17 protein-coding genes are annotated in these 14151 nt (G+C 31.2%); 9 read left to right on the top strand and 8 right to left on the bottom strand.

The window, feature by feature from the left end:
- The first annotated feature begins 2 nt into the window (after window positions 1–2).
- The 8 genes from AX016_RS08925 to AX016_RS08890 all read left to right on the top strand — a co-directional run bounded on the left by AX016_RS08925 (window position 3) and on the right by AX016_RS08890 (window position 7195).
- Complete coding sequence (locus AX016_RS08925) at window positions 3–1082, top strand: L-dopachrome tautomerase-related protein (protein ID WP_100895274.1); 1080 nt, start codon at window positions 3–5, stop codon at window positions 1080–1082.
- A gap of 2 nt (window positions 1083–1084) precedes the next feature.
- A complete protein-coding gene (locus AX016_RS08920) occupies window positions 1085–1753 on the top strand; it encodes a haloacid dehalogenase type II (protein ID WP_100895273.1) in 669 nt (222 codons plus the stop codon).
- 154 nt (window positions 1754–1907) lie between these two features.
- The gene (locus AX016_RS08915; protein WP_100895272.1) at window positions 1908–4166 is read left to right on the top strand and encodes an FUSC family protein; all 2259 of its coding nucleotides are present in this window, start codon (window positions 1908–1910) and stop codon (window positions 4164–4166) included.
- Window positions 4167–4219: 53 nt separating this feature from the next.
- Window positions 4220–5107 carry a hypothetical protein gene (locus tag AX016_RS08910; protein WP_100895271.1) on the top strand — a complete coding sequence of 296 codons (888 nt, stop codon included), beginning with the start codon at window positions 4220–4222 and terminating at the stop codon, window positions 5105–5107.
- 61 nt (window positions 5108–5168) lie between these two features.
- Entirely contained in the window at window positions 5169–5471 is a 303-nt protein-coding gene (locus tag AX016_RS08905; RefSeq protein ID WP_100895270.1) for an ArsR/SmtB family transcription factor, read from the top strand.
- A 50-nt stretch (window positions 5472–5521) separates the two neighbouring features.
- Window positions 5522–5785, top strand: coding sequence for a CBU_0592 family membrane protein (locus AX016_RS08900; RefSeq protein ID WP_100895269.1), 264 nt, complete (start codon window positions 5522–5524; stop codon window positions 5783–5785).
- A 16-nt stretch (window positions 5786–5801) separates the two neighbouring features.
- Entirely contained in the window at window positions 5802–6404 is a 603-nt protein-coding gene (locus AX016_RS08895; protein WP_100895268.1) for a short chain dehydrogenase, read from the top strand.
- 86 nt (window positions 6405–6490) lie between these two features.
- Window positions 6491–7195, top strand: coding sequence for a DUF4197 domain-containing protein (locus tag AX016_RS08890; protein WP_100895267.1), 705 nt, complete (start codon window positions 6491–6493; stop codon window positions 7193–7195).
- A gap of 217 nt (window positions 7196–7412) precedes the next feature.
- On the opposite strand, the gene AX016_RS08885 is transcribed toward AX016_RS08890, so the two are convergent.
- Window positions 7413–8192: an alpha/beta fold hydrolase gene (locus AX016_RS08885; protein WP_100895266.1), complete on the bottom strand. Its 780-nt coding sequence runs from the start codon at window positions 8190–8192 to the stop codon at window positions 7413–7415.
- A gap of 199 nt (window positions 8193–8391) precedes the next feature.
- On the opposite strand from AX016_RS08885, the gene AX016_RS08880 reads away from it, so the two are divergent.
- Window positions 8392–8586, top strand: coding sequence for a hypothetical protein (locus tag AX016_RS08880; RefSeq protein WP_100895265.1), 195 nt, complete (start codon window positions 8392–8394; stop codon window positions 8584–8586).
- On the opposite strand, the gene pyrF is transcribed toward AX016_RS08880, so the two are convergent.
- From pyrF to AX016_RS08845, 7 genes are all read right to left on the bottom strand, one after another.
- Window positions 8578–9399, bottom strand: a complete 822-nt coding sequence (gene pyrF, locus AX016_RS08875; RefSeq protein ID WP_100895264.1) for an orotidine-5'-phosphate decarboxylase — start codon at window positions 9397–9399, stop codon at window positions 8578–8580. The genes AX016_RS08880 and pyrF overlap by 9 nt on opposite strands.
- A 127-nt stretch (window positions 9400–9526) precedes the next feature.
- Window positions 9527–10603 carry a peptide chain release factor 1 gene (prfA, locus tag AX016_RS08870; protein ID WP_100895263.1) on the bottom strand — a complete coding sequence of 359 codons (1077 nt, stop codon included), beginning with the start codon at window positions 10601–10603 and terminating at the stop codon, window positions 9527–9529.
- A gap of 90 nt (window positions 10604–10693) precedes the next feature.
- Entirely contained in the window at window positions 10694–11980 is a 1287-nt protein-coding gene (locus AX016_RS08865) for a DUF3570 domain-containing protein (RefSeq protein WP_100895262.1), read from the bottom strand.
- Window positions 11981–11994: 14 nt separating this feature from the next.
- Window positions 11995–12204 (bottom strand): DUF4266 domain-containing protein, encoded by a 210-nt coding sequence (locus AX016_RS08860; RefSeq protein WP_100895261.1) that lies wholly within the window; start codon window positions 12202–12204, stop codon window positions 11995–11997.
- 9 nt (window positions 12205–12213) lie between these two features.
- Window positions 12214–13167 carry an FAD:protein FMN transferase gene (locus AX016_RS08855; protein ID WP_100895260.1) on the bottom strand — a complete coding sequence of 318 codons (954 nt, stop codon included), beginning with the start codon at window positions 13165–13167 and terminating at the stop codon, window positions 12214–12216.
- Between the two features lie 35 nt (window positions 13168–13202).
- Complete coding sequence (locus tag AX016_RS08850) at window positions 13203–13637, bottom strand: thioredoxin family protein (protein WP_100895259.1); 435 nt, start codon at window positions 13635–13637, stop codon at window positions 13203–13205.
- 29 nt (window positions 13638–13666) lie between these two features.
- On the bottom strand, window positions 13667–14113 hold the full coding sequence (locus tag AX016_RS08845; RefSeq protein ID WP_100895258.1) for a QcrA and Rieske domain-containing protein: 447 nt from the start codon (window positions 14111–14113) through the stop codon (window positions 13667–13669).
- Between the last annotated feature and the right edge of the window lie 38 nt (window positions 14114–14151).

Below are 14151 nucleotides of genomic sequence, written 5' to 3'. Positions count from 1 at the left end.
CAATGAAAAAATTAAGCTACATAATTGCAATTAGTATTTTATTTATTGCGTGTAAAGAGAAACCAAAAGACAAAGTAAAATCCAATGTTAATAAAACAGAGGCTAGTATATCAAAAGTTACTCAAATAGCAACTTTTAAAGGGCAGCAAGTAACTGGTGTAACTGTAAGCAATAATGGGCGTGTTTTTGTAAATTTCCCCAGATGGAGGAAAGGAGTTCATAATTCTGTAGTAGAAGTAACAAATGGTTCTAACTCGCCTTTTCCTAACAAAGAGTGGAACTCTTGGGAAATTGGAGATACAGTAGAAGCTACTAAATTTGTTGGTGTGCAATCTGTAGTTGTTTATGATAACCTTATTTATGTTTTAGATACTAGAAGTCCTCTTTTTCAAGAAGTACTAGATGCACCTAGGATCTTTGTATTTAATATAGACTCCAAAACATTAGAGCATACTTACATTTTGGATAAAGGCACTTATCACGCTAATTCTTATATTAATGATTTACGACTAGATAAAAAGAATAACAAAATTTACTTTACAGATTCTGGTAATTCTGGACTCGTAATTTTAGATTTAAATACTGAGAAATTTACTAGAGTTTTAGACAATCACTCTTCTACCGAGGCAGAAGTTAGCTTTTTAACTTTTGATGATAAAAAATGGACAAATTCTGTAAATTCTGACGGGATTGCTTTAGATACTAAAAATGATAAATTATACTACCATGCACTTACAGGTTATAGTTTATATAGCATACCTACTGCTTCACTAATTTTAAAAGATAGTGTTGCTTTAGAAAAAGAAGTAACTTTTGAAGCTAAAACATCTGCTCCTGACGGAATGATTTTTGACCAAAATGGAAACTTATATTACGCAGATTTAGAACACAATAAAATTATGTATCGTAAACCAGACGGTAGCACACATACTTTGCTTAAGGGTGATGCTGTAAAATGGGCAGACACCTTTAGTATATACAATGGATATTTATATTATACCAACTCTAGAATAAATGAGGTAACCGCAAATATTTCTGATATGGAGTTTACAGTTAATAAAATTGAATTAGCAAAAAACTAATTATGAAATTTACTTTAGCTTTTGATGTTTACGGCACTCTTATAAATACATCTGCTGTACTTGCTTCACTAGAAAAACTAATTGACAAAAATGTAGCTAAATCTTTTATGGATACCTGGCGAGACAAGCAATTAGAGTATTCTTTTAGGCGTGGATTAATGAATAAGTATACTGATTTTTCTGTATGTACAGACAACGCACTTAACTACGCTTGTAAAAAGTTTGCAATAGACTTAAGTTGTGACCAAAAAAAAGCACTATTAAACGAGTATAAAACATTACCTGTTTTTGATGATGTTGCAAATGGTTTAGAGGAGTTAAAAAATGCTGGTCATCGTTTATTTGCTTTTTCTAATGGTAGTAAAGAGGCTGTTACAAAATTACTTACCACCGCTAATATTATTCATTATTTTGAAGCTGTAATTAGTGTAGAAAATGTACAAATGTTTAAGCCTAGCCCTATTGTGTATGACTACTTTTTAGAAACTACAAACTCTAAAAAAGAGGAAAGCTGGTTAATATCTAGCAATAATTTTGATGTTATTGGCTCTAAAATGTTTGGTATGCATTCTGCTTGGGTACAACGTACGCCAGATGCTATTATGGATCCTTGGGGAATAGAGCCTACAACAGTAATACATAAGTTAACAGATTTAGCTAAAAATTTATAGCCTTTAAAGTAACACTCTAGATATTGTTTTTAGGGTGTTTTTTTATAAACATACACTACCTATAATTGTAATATTATAAACCTAATAGTTTGTATACATTTAGCTAACATTATAGGTAAAATAGCTAAAAACAATTAGACTATCTTTGTCTGCAATGCAAAAAAAGATTACCTCTTATTTAAAAACCATTGAACTCTTTTTAAAAGGGTCTAGCTTTTATAGAGGCATTGTACTAACTATATCTGTTGTTATTCCTTTAGTATTTTTTTACGCAATTGGACAAATGGAATACGCGCCATCAATTGTTTTAGGTGCTTTTTTAAATGCGCCAAGTGATGTTCCTGGTAGTTTAAAACGTAAAATAAACGGCATTTTAATTGGCATAGTACTAACAATGTTAGTTACTACTATTATACTTTTTACAAAACCTATTTTTGTAGTACTGCTTATTTCTATTGCAATATTAAGTTTTATAATTGCTTTAATTTCTGCTTACGGTTTTAGAGCTTCTTTGGTCTCTTTTTCTGGTTTACTTGCTATTGTTTTAGGATTGGCTGTTAAAAAACCAGAAGCTAGTGAAATTTGGCAACACGTTGGTTTACTTGGCATTGGTGGATTATGGTATTTATTTGTATCCTTAATTTCTGGGTGGATTTCTCCTAAAAAAGATGTAGATCAGTTATTATCAGACACTTCTGCGCTTACCGGTAAGTATTTAAAAATAAGAGCCAAACTTTTAACTAAGCCTGCAAAAAGAGATAAATTCTCTACAAAAGCACTTGTTATACAAACACAGATAAGTGAAAAACACGAAACGCTAAGAGAGCTTTTATTAAAAGATCGTAAGCGTTCTGGCAGGTCTTTATCAAACGAAAAAAGATTACTAATTTTTATTTCGCTGGTAGACATTTTTGAACTTGCTCTTGCTAATAATCTAGATTATTCTAAAATAGATTCTCTTTTTGAGCTTCAAAAACATCATATTAAGTCGTTTAAAAAAATGAATAAAGTAATGGGAAATCATCTTATTACATTATCAGAACTACTACTTAAAAAAGATAAGTTACCAGAGATAGCCATATTAAATAAAACTTTTAAGGAGTGTAACAAGTCTATAAATGCTTTTGTGGCAGAGGTAAAATTGCCAAAAGCTAGAGACGGTGCTATTACATTACGTAATTTATACGATTACCAAAAACAACTTTTAGCAGAAATTAAAGCTATTAGACGTGTATTAAGCAACTCAGAAAATGCTGATAAGGTTTTACCAAAAACACAAGAATCTAAAAAGTTTTTAACGCTGCAAGAGTACAAATTTAATATTCTTTTACAGCATTTTAGTTTTAAATCTCCAATGTTAAGGCACGCTCTGCGCTTGTCTTTAGCTATTGTTTTTGGTTTTTTAATTGGTAGTATTTTAGATCTAAAAAATGCCTATTGGATAGTGCTTACCATAATTGTAATTATGAGACCCAATTATGGGTTAACCAAAGAGCGCTCTAAAAACCGAATTATAGGAACTATAATTGGAGCTGTAATTGCAACAATTATAATACTTATTACACAGAATACTGTAGTTTATATGGTATTGGCAGTTATTTCACTAACCTTTGCCTTTTCATTAATACAGCAGAGTTACAAAGCTGGGGCAGCTTTTATTACTTTAAACATTGTTTTTGTATATGCATTATTAGACCCCAACGCTTTTTCTGTAATTCAGTACCGCGTAATAGATACTGTTATTGGGGCTGGCATTGCTTTACTTGCAAATTATGTTGTTTTTCCTAGTTGGGAGTATAAAAACTTAGATACTGTAATTTTAAAAGTAATATTGTCTAATAGAGATTATTTAGAGGCAACAAAAAAGTTATATCAAAATAAAGAAACCAACACTTTAGAATATAAAGTTTATAGAAAAGAAGCTTTTTTGGCTATGAGTAATTTAAATGCTGCTTTCCAAAGGTTAACACAAGATCCAAAATCTAAACAAAAAGAATCTGTTTTAATTTATGACATTGTTACGCTTAACCATACAATGTTATCTGCTATTGCGTCTATAGGAAGTTATATTTTAAACCACAAGACTACTCCTGCTTCTAAGGAGTTTGATATTATTGTTTCTAGTATAAATACTTCATTAAAAAATTCGGCTTTAACATTAGAAAAAGTAAACTTTACTGCAGTTGAAGAAGAGTTACAAGTAGACAAAGCACAACAAAAACTTATTAAAGATTTTGATGCCTTAGCCTTAGCTAGAGATAAAGATATTGAAGCCGGAAAAACAGAAATAGATAAAGACACTTTGCTAAATCTACAAGAGTCCCACTTAATATCTAACCAATTGGTTTGGTTAAAAACACTGTCTGAAAATCTAAGAAAGGTTACCATAAAATATACAGACGTTTTTAAATAGAGCTAAAATTGTCTACTTTTAAATAAAATACAAGTGTAATTAATTTAGACTCTATGAAAAAAATTGTTATTACTCTTTTAGCTATACTACTTACCAACACTATTTATTCTCAAACAAAAATTGATTTAAATAAAGTTCTTTGGCAAAAAGTAAAAAGTTGTTATTCTAATTTTCAGGATCTAAATAAAGAAGAGAAAAAGAATTTAGATATTATAGATGATGCTAAAAATGGTTACTTAGAAATTTGCGGTACCTACCCTACTTGTGGTTGCTACTGTAGTGCCATAGTTGCAGCTTACAAAGACTCTAATAAAAACTACACATTTCTGCAAACAAATGAAGAAACTTGTAACTGGACAAAAAGTGTAAGCTCTAATCAAGAAATATCTTCAATTTTACCAGATAATTTTGGCTTTAATAGTTTTTCTTCTGCTCAAATAATTCCTTTTTTAAAAAGTCCTGCTTTTTATTTAAACTTTACCATACCAAGAGAAGGTACAGATACCAAAGTTACACCAGAACTTATACCTTTTGGGTTAAACGTAGATAAAAAAAGTGCTTGGGTATTTAATTACGATCAAAACAATGCTAATCCAAAATCTATATCTACAATTAAAGAGATTGTAAATAGTATTAAAAATGATGAAACATTAGACCACCTAATATTAGGTACTTTAGACAGTATAGATGTACACGATCTAAAAATTATTAAAACTAGTATAACAAACAAAAGTTTTTCTAACACCAAAGAACTTTCTTCTACACTTGAAGAGTTAAAAAATGTTTATCAATCTTATTTAAGTATAAAACACAGTTATATAATTTTAGGTTGGGATAAAGAAAAAGCTGCATTTTATATAAAAGAAAAGGGAGACAAACCTAAAACTATTACGTTTAAAAACTTTTTACTACACGCAAACTACTGGGAACCTATTTGTTAAAATCCTGTTTAAACTACACTTCTCATTTTTATATATCTAGAATTATAGATATATTTGAAATATGAATGTAAAATTAGCCACAGAAATAGGTAAATGCTTATCTAACCAAACCAGAGTTCAAATTATGGAGTGGTTAAAAAAACCTGAAGCTAATTTTCCACCTCACGAAACCTTAAAACATTTTAATGACGGGGTTTGTGTAACTTATATTCAAGAAAAATCTGGATTATCTCAATCTACAATATCTACCTATTTAACAAATATGGAAAAATGTGGGTTGTTAATACTTACCAAGCACGGTAAATGGGCTTATTTTAAGCGTAATGAAAAAACTGTTAAAGAGTATACTAACTTTATTAGTTAGTATTTTTTTACTTTATCATATAGACATATATAGATATAACAATATATAAAATGAAATTAACAATAGATATATTAGGTTGGTCAGGATCTGTATTAATTATTTTAGCTTATGCACTTACCCTTATAGAGAATGTAAAGTATTTAGACTACGGTAAGTATCTTAATTTAATAGGCGGACTTTTTATTGCTCTAAACTGTTACTATTACAATGCAATTCCGCCATTTGTAACTAATTTATTATGGAGCATAATAGCTACATTAACAATTTACAAAAAACGAAAAAGCAATACGCACAGACAAAAAAGAAATGTGTAATTATAAATATATTGATATGAAAATTCTAATTATTGGTGGTAACGGAACAATTGGTAAAAAAGTAACAACACACTTTAAAAATGAAGCAGAGGTACTTGTTGCAGGTAGAACAAGTGGTGATATAACTGTTGATATTGCCAATAGCAACTCTATAAAAGAAATGTTTGCTAAAATAGGAAAACTAGATGCTATAATATCTATTGCAGGTGAAGCCAAATGGGATACATTTAATAACTTAACCGAAGAGGATTACCATATTGGACTTAATAGCAAACTAATGGGACAAGTAAACCTTGTACGTATAGGTAAAAGCTATTTAAATAAAAATGGCTCTATTACCTTAACCACAGGTATTTTAGCAGATGATCCTATAGCTAAAACAACCAGTGCAGCTATGGTTAACGGAGCTATACATAGCTTTGTTATGGCTGTAGCATTAGAAATAGAGAACGGAATAAGAGTTAATGCCGTGTCTGCTAATGTTGTAGAAGATGCTTATGAAAAGTACAAAGATTTTTTTCCTGGTAATATGCCAATATCTATGAACAAGTTAGTTGGTGCTTATGTTAGGAGCGTAAAAGGAAAACGTAATGGTGAAATTATAAGACTTTATAATTAAGGTTAAAAAAAGACATAAAACTCAGGGCTTTTATTACTTTTGTACCTCCTTAATATGGGACAGTAAAAAACACAAACCATTACATTATGAAAAAATTACTATTACTTTTTGCTATTTTTAGCTTAGTTAGTTGTGCAGAGTTACAACAAGTAGTTAATCAATTACCACAAAGCGGAGCTGTATTAAGCAACCAAGAAATTGCAAATGGCTTAACCGCAGCACTTAACCAAGGTGTACAAAAACAAGTTAGCAAGCTTACTCTTAAAGATGGCTACTATAAAAATGAACTTGTAAAAATATTACTACCAGAAGAATTACAAAAAGTAGATAACACTTTACGTAAAATTGGGTTAGGTAATTTAGCAGACGAAGGTTTAAAAGCTATTAACAGAGCTGCAGAAGATGCTGTTGGTGAGGCTACTCCTATTTTTGTAAACGCGATAACAAATATGAGCTTTACAGATGCTAAAAATATATTAGTTGGTTCTGATAATGCTGCTACACAATATTTAACTACAAATACAGAAACGGCATTATACAATAAATTTAATCCTGTAATTAAAAGCTCTTTTTCTAAAGTTGGTGCAGATAAAATCTGGACACAATTAATTACTAAATACAACAACATACCATTGGTACAACCTGTAAATCCAGATTTAACAGACTATGTTACACAACAAGCTTTAGAAGGTGTATTTACAATGATTGCTGTTGAAGAAAAAGAAATAAGAAACAAAGTGTCTTCTAGGTCTACAGATCTTCTTAAAAAAGTATTTGCCCTACAAGATTAAAAATATTACTAATTTTTTTTACTCTTTTACAATAATCTAAAAATAAGGACGTTATCTAAATATGAAACGCGTTATCTAACTTATTATTAATGTTTAGTTAACCGTGGATATTACAAAATTTTCGATTTTTGTAAAAAAATTGAGTTAGTATTTTTTTGAGTTAGTTAGTTTAAAACCGGTGGGAGCACCGGTTTTTGTTTTTTATAGCATTTTGTATTTAAAATGATGCTATATATTTTATAACTTTTTCATTAAAAACGTCTGGTTGCTCTACATTTACTACGTGTCCACAGTCTTCAATTACTACCAGTTCCGATGACTTATGCTGCTGTACTACTTTTCTTATTGATGGTAAAAACATATAATCTTCTTGCCCCATAATGTATAACGCAGGTATTTTTATATCTTTTGTTCTAAAAAAACGCAACAACGGATTTATGTCTGCCGTAAGCTTAAACCAACGTATAAATTCTTTTTGGTATAATTTCTTAGCTTCACGTACAAAAAGAGATCTAGACTCTTTATGGTTCTTATTAGGCATTATTACAAACGCAAAAAACTTGTACAACCATAAATAAGGAACAACAGATTTAAAAATGGTTCCTAAACGCATTAATACTTGCGATCTAAAGTTTAATTTTAGTATTGCACCTCCCAATACCATACTCTCTACCTTTTCTGGATAGTTTTCTGCTAAGTTTCTAATTAAAATTGTACCTAATGATATACCTATGAAGTGCGATTTTTCAACTTTTTCAAACTCTAGTACCTGTACAATATCTTCAGTTAAAAAATTAAAGGTGTACTTTTTATCATACACATCTTTAAAACTGTGTTTAGAACCACCGTGACCTCTAAGGTCTATAAGTAGTATATTAAACTCACTCCTAAATGCTCTTACTTGTTTAAACCAGATAGAAGAACTACCTCCTGCTCCGTGAATAAACGTAACCCATTTCTCAGAAGTTTTGTGTCTATAAGTTGTATAATTAAGCAATATATTTTTGTATTGATTGATGATGCTTTAAGCACGTAAAAATAGGAATTTTATATGTTGATTGTATCACAATGTTAGGATTTTCAGAAATTAAAGTTAAAAAAAAGATAAATAACCTATTTATTAGCTGTACACCACTTTTCCAGTGAACCAAAACCCCTAATTGAAACGTATCTTTGTAAAGAACAAAACATTAGCTATGAAAAATCAATATTGCAAAGTAGGCACAACTACTCCTTTAACTAACGAAGAAAATATGGTTTCTCTTCTAGAACGCAGATACAATTCTTTTGTAGAAATGGCTGCTCAGATAGGAAATAGTAACACTAAGTTGGCAGAGTTTTTACAAGTAAAGGCTGTTAAAACAAGGAGAACTTTAGAGAAATTAGTTTAATTTTTCTAACTCTACTTTCATTTGCTGTTGTAACTCTAGAGCTTTTTTTGCAGCGCTATCGGCAAAATTTAAATCGGCGCCAGCATAAATTATACCTCTAGATGAGTTTATTAATAAACCTACATTAGAACTCATCCCATAAGTACAAACATCAGCAAGGTTACCTCCTTGTGCCCCTACTCCTGGTACTAACAAAAAACTGTCAGGTATTATTTGTCTAATTTCAGATAAATATTCTGCTTTAGTTGCCCCAACAACATACATTAAGTTTTTAGCCCCTTTATATGTTTTAGAGGTCTCTAATACTTGTTTATATAACTCTTTACCATCTACAAGCTTTGTTTGGTAGTCAAAAGCACCTGCGTTAGATGTTAAAGCTAATAATATTGTATGCTTGTCTGTAAAGGCTAAAAAAGGCTCTACAGAGTCTTTTCCCATATAAGGCGCAATAGTTACCGAGTCAAACCCTAAGTCCTCAAAAAAAGCTTTAGCATACATTGTAGAGGTATTTCCTATGTCTCCGCGTTTAGCATCTGCTATAGTAAAAATTTCTGGGTAGTTGGTATTAAGGTATTTTATTGTTTTTTCTAAAGCCATCCAACCTTTTATACCATATGCTTCATAAAAAGCTGTATTTGGTTTGTAGGCAACACATAAATGGTGCGTAGCATCTATAATTTCTTTGTTAAAAGCAAAAATAGGATCTTCTTCTTTTAATAAATGCTGCGGAATTTTAGTTAAGTCTACATCTAAACCTATGCACAAAAAAGATTTTTTTTTATGTATTTGTGCTACTAACTGTTCTGTTGTCATTTTGTGTTTTTTTTGACTTTAGTGTATAAAAAAAGATTTTGTAATTGATTTTTTTTGAATCTGAACTTCTTCATTCTTCAATATATCAACGTACAAAATCTCTTCTTTTTATTAGAATTATGTTTTATTAGAAAATTTCAGATGCTTCTTTTAATTTCTCTGTATTTTCTACCAGTCTTAATTCATCTATAATTTTTTGAATATCACCATTTATAATATTCTGCAAATCGTAAAGAGTTAAACCAATTCTGTGGTCTGTAACTCTACCTTGTGGGTAGTTGTAAGTTCTAATTTTTGCAGAACGGTCTCCACTACTAACTTGTGAGTTACGTTTAGCCGCATCCTCTTCTTGCTTTTTAGCCAATTCTAAATCATACAATCTAGAACGTAATACTCTAAATGCTTTTTCTTTGTTTTTGTGTTGTGATTTTTGATCTTGACACTGCGCAACTAAACCTGTTGGCACGTGAGTTAAACGTACTGCAGAATAAGTTGTGTTTACAGACTGCCCACCTGGTCCAGAAGAACAAAAGAAATCTATACGTACATCTTTAGGATCTATTTGCACATCAAAATCTTCAGCTTCTGGTAGTACCATTACTGTTGCTGCACTTGTATGCACTCTACCTTGAGTTTCTGTTTGTGGCACACGTTGTACACGGTGTACACCAGCTTCAAACTTTAATGTACCGTAAACCTCATCACCTGTAACTTCAAACTGAATTTCTTTATAACCACCACTGGTACCATCACTTAAATCTATAACATTGGTTTTCCAACCTTTAGACTCACAATACTTAGTGTACATTCTAAACAAATCTCCTGCAAAAATACTAGCTTCATCTCCACCAGTACCTGCTCTTACCTCTACCACAACATTTTTAGAATCTTCTGGGTCTTTTGGTATAAGCAATAGTTTAATTTCTTCTTCTAACGGAGGTAAACCTGCTTTAGCTTCTTCAAGCTGCATTTTAGCCATTTCTACCATTTCAGCATCACTTCCGTCTGCTATAATTTCGTTAGCTTCTTCTATATTGTTTGTGTACTCAAGATAAATATCTCTTTTGTCACATAACTTCTTAAGATCTTTGTATTCTCTGTTGAGCTCTACATAGCGTTTTTGATCTGATATAATATCTGGTTGGATAATTAAATCCGAAACCTCATCAAAACGTTGTTTTACTATATTTAATTTGTCAATCATAATCCGTGCTTCGCTTGGACTGCGAATTTACGATATTTTTAAAGATTTATAAACAACAAAACAGTGTTGACAATAAAAAAGAGCTTTTTACTACTTCATATTTACAAAAGTAGCACCCAAACTAACTATAAAAGAGTCTAGTCCGTTGTCTCTATTATACATTGTACCTCTTACATCTACAGCTTTTAAACCAAAACCAAAAACCTTCTGTTTTGCAAAAATATCTTTGTAACGCAATCCGGCACCGTATTGATGAGATACAAACTTACTTAAGTCATAATCTGATGTATAATAATCTAAAGTAGATACAGCTGCTTCTTTTTCATAAAAATAATCTGCGGCCGTTTGGTTGTAAAATCTATATGTAGGATATAATGTAAAGGCATTATTTAACTTTATAGGCAACTCTATACTTGCTGTATTAGAGCTTACTCCCCAATCATCTGTATAAAAACGATAGTAAGTACGTACTATTAATGCATCATTTACATAATAATTTAAACGACCTCCTATTGGAATTTTAACTCTATTGTCTGGTAAAATTTCTACATCATCAGCTAATTGAAAATCATCTATAAAAAAATTATTTACATCTCCAAAATACACCCTTTGAAAAGGTGTACTTAATAATCCGCTTTGTACAATAACATCTGCAAATAAAGAGCCTTGCACTTTTTTACCTAGTATTTGAGATAAACCTAAAGAAACAGAATAGGTATTTCTGTTTTTATCTGTAAATGCTGTAAAATTAGGGTTGTATGTACCTGTGCCTGTTATTCTATTATCAAAAAAACCAGTTCTTAATTCCGTCGGATATTGAGGTTTCCAAGTATCTAAATATACTTGTCCAGAGAATGATAATTCTGTATTTTTCTCGTTGAATAAATATGCATAACTAACTCCTAAACCTAAAGAACTATAATCATACTCCTTGGCAGCGTAAAAGTTTGCGCCTACAATTTGGTTTCGGTCTTTAGAACTATGCTCATAACCTGCTTTAATGTGTACCAATTTATCACTTTTAGATGCACCAGATGATGCGCTAAAAGGACTTGCTTTTTTTGTTACATCGACATCAAAAGGGTTTACGTTACTAGAGGAAGCAGACGTATACGCAGATATACCAACATCTACAGTAAGTACGTCATCATTATTTAGAGGCATTTTTACAACAATTGTAGATGTTACGTCTGTTAATTCTTGTGTACCTTCGCCACCACTTACAGCTGCATTATCACCGTCTTGGTCATAATAACTAAAAAGTAAATCTACTTCTGTCTCTTCTAAAACGCGCTTAGTATAAGTAGCTTCTTCTGTTTCTTGCGCATAAAAAACAACAGAAAACAACATAGCCATTAGTATAAAAACCTTTTGCATTACTTTAATTTTTATTAGTTACAGCCACAGCCACCACCGGTTTTACCGCCATTAGCCCCTGAAGCAGACTCCCTGTAAACCTGAAAATTAGTTTCGTAACGTTCTATGTTTTTTGCCGCCAAGGTCATTTCTTCATCATTAAGATATACCTTATCATACCCTTTTACGGTAACGCAAGATGTTGCAGAAAGTGCTAAACAAAAAAGAATGAATAATTTTTTCATACTTTAAATTTAATAATTATTCTGAAAAGCAATGCCTTTACTTTTATGTATTTGGTTGTTCTGGTCTACAATTATGACTTCTACACCTTTTAGTTGCTCTATTACAGATAAGCCAGTTTCTACTCCCATTACAAATATTGATGTTGCAAGTGCGTCACACAGTTCTGCTTTTTTAGCAAAAATAGAAACACTTTTTACGCCCTTAGAAGGCCAACCGGTTCTAGGATCTATAATATGCGAGTACTTTTCTCCTTTAAAAATGATATATTTTTCATAATTACCAGATGTTGCCACGGATGACTCTACAATTGGTAACCAAGAAAATATTTTATCTGCATCTAACGGATTACTAATACCTACCAACCATTTTTTACCACTAACTTGCGTTCCCCAAGTTGTTAAATCTCCAGATGCGTTAATTATACCACCAACAACACCTTTGCCAATCATTAGCTCTTTTACTTTATCTGCTGCAAAGCCTTTACCTATAGCTCCAAAGCCTATTTTCATTCCTTTTTTTGATAAAAAAATGGTTTGCTTTTCTTTATCTAAAATAATATTTTGGTAACCTACATTTGCAATTGAGTTTGCAACCTGAGAGTCTGTAGGCAAATACTCCGTATTTATATTAAATTTCCAAACATTGTCTAAAGCCGCATATGTAATATCAAAAGCGCCATCTGTAACCTTAGATATTTGCATAGCACGCTCTACCAAACCAAAAAGCTCTGGTGCCACTTTAACAGGAGCAATACCTGCATTTTTATTTACTTGTGTAGTTTGGGAATTTGCATCCCAAGAGGAAATAATTTTTTCTACTCTTTTTACCTCTGCAATACATTCATCTATATATGCATTTGCTGTAGCTGTTTCTTTTGCTACTATGGTAAAATCAAATCTATTGCCCATTAATTTTACAGTTCTGTGGGCAGTAATATGCTTTTCTTGTGCAACTGTAAGCATAAAGAAAAAACAAAACAGGGGGAATACTAATTTTTTCACTTAACAAAAGTAGTCAAATGCGCTATATATTTTAATGGAGAAACGTTTTTATATCCCGTTTTACCTAAAATATTTTTATCTGCATCTAAAAGTAGTACTAACGGAAAAAAACCTTGTTGGTTATAGGTATCTGCTAACTCTTTGTTAGCTAATTCTATATCTTTAGCTAATCTATTTTTCTTTTTTCTAGGAAAATCTGCTCTGTAAAGAACTAAATGTTCTTCTGCATATTTTTTAAATTCTGATGATTTCCAAATTTCAGTATCTAACTTTATACAAGGCGCGCACCAGTCTGAACCCGAGAAAACCAATAATACTTGCTTCTGCTCTTCTTTTGCTTTTTTTACTGCATCAGAAAAACTAGTACTCCACTCTTGTGCTGTTATTATTCCAGAAAATAATAAGCTAAAGACTAATATTAAATTTTTCATATCAATTTAAAAACAAAAATATTGCCAAACTACTCAAATACACGTAGCATAGTACCAGTAAGTGCTATTTGGTACACTTTTAATGGTTTTGCTGCTTTACTATCTACTTGGTTTAAAGGCTCACCAGTTTGACTAAATCTAGAGCCGTGAACGTCACAATAAAAAATACCACCATCTACATCTGCAAAACGTATTTGGTCATAATTTTCGTGACTACAAATTTGAGTAGCAGCTACAAACTCACCTTCTAAATTTTTAACCACAACAACATCATTCTTCAAAATAAAACCTCCATTGTTTTGTAAATTAGAAGCTTCACTAGACTCCAAATCTATTGTAAAATCTACATTAGTAGGTACTTCTTTCTTATCTCCTTCTTCACTGTCGCTATCACTAGAACACCCACCTAAACAAGGAAACGTTAAAGCAAAAGCCGCACCTGCTCCTAAGGTTCTTAAAAACTGTTTTCTTTCCATAATTAGTTGTTTTATAAATACAACGATTAAAAGGTGAA

The organism is Cellulophaga sp. RHA19 (genome assembly GCF_002813425.1).
Lineage (GTDB): Bacteria > Bacteroidota > Bacteroidia > Flavobacteriales > Flavobacteriaceae > Cellulophaga.
This window is presented reverse-complemented; position numbering and strand designations above follow the sequence as displayed.

What these genes read in the sequence shown, in the direction of transcription:
- AX016_RS08895 (WP_100895268.1), top strand. Translation starts at nt 5,802, where the DNA reads ATGAAAATTCTAATTATTGGTGGTAACGGAACAATTGGTAAAAAAGTA.
- AX016_RS08925 (WP_100895274.1), top strand. Translation starts at nt 3, where the DNA reads ATGAAAAAATTAAGCTACATAATTGCAATTAGTATTTTATTTATTGCG.
- AX016_RS08860 (WP_100895261.1), bottom strand. Translation starts at nt 12,204, where the DNA reads ATGAAAAAATTATTCATTCTTTTTTGTTTAGCACTTTCTGCAACATCT.
- AX016_RS08915 (WP_100895272.1), top strand. Translation starts at nt 1,908, where the DNA reads ATGCAAAAAAAGATTACCTCTTATTTAAAAACCATTGAACTCTTTTTA.
- AX016_RS08880 (WP_100895265.1), top strand. Translation starts at nt 8,392, where the DNA reads ATGAAAAATCAATATTGCAAAGTAGGCACAACTACTCCTTTAACTAAC.
- AX016_RS08920 (WP_100895273.1), top strand. Translation starts at nt 1,085, where the DNA reads ATGAAATTTACTTTAGCTTTTGATGTTTACGGCACTCTTATAAATACA.
- prfA (WP_100895263.1), bottom strand. Translation starts at nt 10,603, where the DNA reads ATGATTGACAAATTAAATATAGTAAAACAACGTTTTGATGAGGTTTCG.
- pyrF (WP_100895264.1), bottom strand. Translation starts at nt 9,399, where the DNA reads ATGACAACAGAACAGTTAGTAGCACAAATACATAAAAAAAAATCTTTT.
- AX016_RS08890 (WP_100895267.1), top strand. Translation starts at nt 6,491, where the DNA reads ATGAAAAAATTACTATTACTTTTTGCTATTTTTAGCTTAGTTAGTTGT.
- AX016_RS08905 (WP_100895270.1), top strand. Translation starts at nt 5,169, where the DNA reads ATGAATGTAAAATTAGCCACAGAAATAGGTAAATGCTTATCTAACCAA.
- AX016_RS08845 (WP_100895258.1), bottom strand. Translation starts at nt 14,113, where the DNA reads ATGGAAAGAAAACAGTTTTTAAGAACCTTAGGAGCAGGTGCGGCTTTT.
- AX016_RS08910 (WP_100895271.1), top strand. Translation starts at nt 4,220, where the DNA reads ATGAAAAAAATTGTTATTACTCTTTTAGCTATACTACTTACCAACACT.
- AX016_RS08900 (WP_100895269.1), top strand. Translation starts at nt 5,522, where the DNA reads ATGAAATTAACAATAGATATATTAGGTTGGTCAGGATCTGTATTAATT.
- AX016_RS08855 (WP_100895260.1), bottom strand. Translation starts at nt 13,167, where the DNA reads ATGCTTACAGTTGCACAAGAAAAGCATATTACTGCCCACAGAACTGTA.
- AX016_RS08850 (WP_100895259.1), bottom strand. Translation starts at nt 13,637, where the DNA reads ATGAAAAATTTAATATTAGTCTTTAGCTTATTATTTTCTGGAATAATA.
- AX016_RS08865 (WP_100895262.1), bottom strand. Translation starts at nt 11,980, where the DNA reads ATGCAAAAGGTTTTTATACTAATGGCTATGTTGTTTTCTGTTGTTTTT.